Here is a 3,227-nt window from a genome sequence, read left to right on the forward strand (position 1 = left end):
CGGCGACCTCGAGGCTGCGACCTCGAGTCTGGAACGCGCCGTCGATCTCGATCCGTGGGATCCCGAGGCACATTTGCTTCGGGGACTCGCGCAGTCAGCCTCGAGGACAGACCCGACGGAGGCGTGGCGTCAAGCGGTCCGCCTCGACCCAGCGCTGGCCGACGTGATCGGTCGCGGCCTCGAGGGCGGATCGGCGCTGTGGTCGGGGCCGGACGTGTTCGGGTGGCCGATGCCGTCGGCGCTTTCGCCGGGTGCTCGTGTCACGGTGTACTCGACCTCTGGGACCGCCGTGGCACAGGGCGCGTGGTCGGACGTGTCCTCGAGGCTGGGGACCGGCGTGTGGGTCGTGGACACACCGACGGGTGTCCGGCGGGTCGCCATCGTGTCGAGATAACGGAGACTCCACACGAAACGGGGGACCAGGGGGCGTTTCGGGCCGTTGTGCGATTGCGAGGCCGAACCGCCCGCCGTACCTTCGGACTGCTCCTCTGCGGAGCGTGGGAGTCCGGTTCGCCGCCTCCCGTTGTTTTTGGCGTCTCGCCCGGGTCCATCCCCGTCCGACCGCCCAAGCGACGCCCGTTCCGCCGAACGGGCGTTTTCCGTCTCCCCCCGTCCCGCTTTGTCCGCCGTTCCCGTCACCGACTCCCTCGCCGACCGCGTCCGCGCGTTTGCCGAAGAGGCTGCCGCCGACACTGACCTGTTCGTGGTCAGCGTCGACGTGCGCGGGTACCAGGGCAGCCGGACCGTCGCGGTGTTCATGGACAGCCCGACCGGCGCCGGCTCCGACGACCTGACCAAGCTCAGCCGCTCGCTCGGGTTCACCCTCGAGACCGAGGACGTGATCAAGGGCAGCTACCGTCTCGAGGTCTCGACGCCCGGCGCGGACCAGCCCTTGTCCGACCGTCGCCAATACGCCCGGCACGTCGGCCGCACGCTCGACGTGACGTTCGAGCGCGAGCTCGACCAGGTCGTCACGGTCAAGGGCGAGCTGCTCTCCGTCGACGACGGAGAGATCGTCCTCGAGGGCGAGGCGGCCCCGATCCCGTTCGACACCATCCGTGACGCCCGCGTCGCGCTCCCCTGGTAATCCGACACCCGATGCAAAGCACCGTCCTCGTCTCCTCCTTCGCCGAGATCGCTCGCGAGAAGGACATCGACCGCGACACGCTCCAGGTCATCATCGAGGACGTGTTCCGGGCGATGATCAAGAAGAAGTACGACGCCGACGATCCGGAGGCCTTCCAGATCGTGTTCAACCCGGACAACGGCGACTACCAGATCCTGCACGTCCGCGAAGTTGTGGAGGACTACGACTTGGAGGACCCCGTCACCCAGATCGAGTACGCCGACGCCGTCGAGATCGACGAGGAGTACGACATCGAGGACGAGGTCGCAGTCAAGATCCTGATCGAGGACTTCGGGCGCCGTGCGGTCCAGGCCGCGCTCCAGACGTTCCGCCAGCGGATCCGCGACATCGAGAAGGAGAACATCCACCGCGAGTACTCCGAGCTGATCGACGAGATCGTGGTCGGCGAGATCTACCAGACGCGGCGCCGCGAGGTGCTCGTCCTGCACAACAAGACCGAACTCGTCCTGCCGCGCCAGGAGCAGATCCAGAAGGACCGCTACCGCAAGGGCGACATGCTCCGTGCGGTCGTCCTCGATGTCGACCGCGACGCCGGATCTTCCCCGCAGGTCATCGTCAGCCGCGTGGCACCAGTCTTTATCGAGCGCCTGTTCGAGCTCGAGGTGCCCGAGATCTACGACGGCATCATCGAGATCAAGAAGATCGTCCGGTTGCCCGGCGAACGGGCCAAGATGGCCGTGATCTCCCACGACGACCGCGTAGATCCCGTCGGCGCATGTGTCGGCGTCAAGGGCTCGCGCATCCACGCCGTCGTCCGCGAGCTGGGCGGCGAGAACATCGACGTCGTCCCGTGGACCGACAACACGATCGACTTTATCAAGCGCTCGCTCGCACCCGCCAAGCCGATCCTGGTCGAGCTTAACGAGGACCTCACGCCGCCCCGTGCCCGCGTCACCGTCCCGGCCGACGAGGTCTCGATGGCCATCGGCCGCGGCGGCCAGAACATCCGCTTGGCCTCGATGCTGACCGGCTACGAACTCGACGTCTACCGCGACATCAAGTCGGACGAGGAGGACGTGGACATCGACGAGTTCCAGGACGTGATCCCGGCCGCCATCATCCAGCAGCTCAAGGACATCGGGTGCGACACGGCCAAGGCCGTGCTCGAGCTCCAGCCGTCCGAGTTGGCTCGCCGCACCGGCCTGACCGACGAGCAGGCTCAGAAGATCACCTGGCTCATGGAGGCCGAGTTCGAGCGCGACGCGTCCGGCGAGGCTGCCGACAACTCCGAGCTCGTCGCCGACCTGGCCGCCAGCTTGGAGACGTCCGACCTCGAGGACGTTCAGGGCGACGACGCGCCCGTCGAGGCCGATCCCGCCGACGCGTCCGACGCCGAGCCATTTTCTGAGGCCGCCGCCGACGGCGCGTCCCTCGCTGGTGCCGCCGCCGCAGGATCCGTCCTCGAGGACGACACCGCGGCCCCCGCCCTCGAGGGCGACTCGGCCGATGGCGAGACCTTCACCGAATCCGACGACCCCGCGGCCTAGCCCGGACCCTACGTTCTACGCGGCCCCGCCGCACCGCCTTACCGAATGCCTAGTCCGCGCAAGCGACGTTCCAACAAGCCGAAGCGCGTCCAGCTCTTCAAGGCCTCCCGCGAGCTCAACATCGCGACGGACACCGTCGTGTCCGCTCTCCAAGAGCGAGGTTTCGAGCTCGACGACAAGCTCAAGTCCGGCGATCCCAACGCCCGGCTCGAGCCGGCGATGTACGACGCCCTCATCGAGGCGTACTCCGACGACGCCGACGCCAAGGCGCGCGTCAAGGAGCGCCGTGAGCAACTCGACGCCAAGCAGGCGGCGGCCGAAGCGGCTGAAGCAGGCGAGGTGCCGGAGCCGACGCCGGCCGACGAGCCCGTCGCTGCGGAGCCCGAGCCCGAGCCGGTTGTAGAGCCCGAGCCGGCACCGGAACCCGTCGAGGAGCCCGTCGCTCCCGAAGAGCCCGTCGTTGAGGCACCCGTTGTCGAGGAGCCCGTCCTCGAGGACGAGCCGGCCGAGGCACCGGAGCCCGAGCCAGTTGCCGTCGAGGCAGCGCCCGAGCCCGAGCCGACACCGGAGCCCGCCGTTGAGGCAGCGCCCGA

3 protein-coding genes and 1 pseudogene are annotated in these 3,227 nt (G+C 68.4%); all 4 read left to right on the plus strand.

Going from position 1 to position 3,227, the window contains the following annotated elements; all coding sequences use genetic code 11:
• Positions 1-394 (plus strand): tetratricopeptide repeat protein (locus tag WBA11_RS18225; protein ID WP_424522058.1); only part of this gene is annotated, 394 nt, incomplete at its 5' end.
• 225 nt (positions 395-619) lie between these two features.
• The gene (rimP, locus tag WBA11_RS18230; protein ID WP_424522059.1) at positions 620-1,087 is read left to right on the plus strand and encodes a ribosome maturation factor RimP; all 468 of its coding nucleotides are present in this window, start codon (positions 620-622) and stop codon (positions 1,085-1,087) included.
• A gap of 11 nt (positions 1,088-1,098) precedes the next feature.
• The gene (gene nusA / locus WBA11_RS18235; protein ID WP_424522060.1) at positions 1,099-2,634 is read left to right on the plus strand and encodes a transcription termination factor NusA; all 1,536 of its coding nucleotides are present in this window, start codon (positions 1,099-1,101) and stop codon (positions 2,632-2,634) included.
• 45 nt (positions 2,635-2,679) lie between these two features.
• Positions 2,680-3,227: pseudogene (locus WBA11_RS18240) on the plus strand (hypothetical protein); the annotation flags it as partial.

Source organism: Rubrivirga sp., from assembly GCF_049648075.1.
In the GTDB taxonomy this organism is placed as follows: domain Bacteria; phylum Bacteroidota; class Rhodothermia; order Rhodothermales; family Rubricoccaceae; genus Rubrivirga.

Bases quoted from the DNA above. Each gene is read 5' to 3' on its own strand.
- nusA (WP_424522060.1), top strand. From the start codon at position 1,099: ATGCAAAGCACCGTCCTCGTCTCCTCCTTCGCCGAGATCGCTCGCGAG.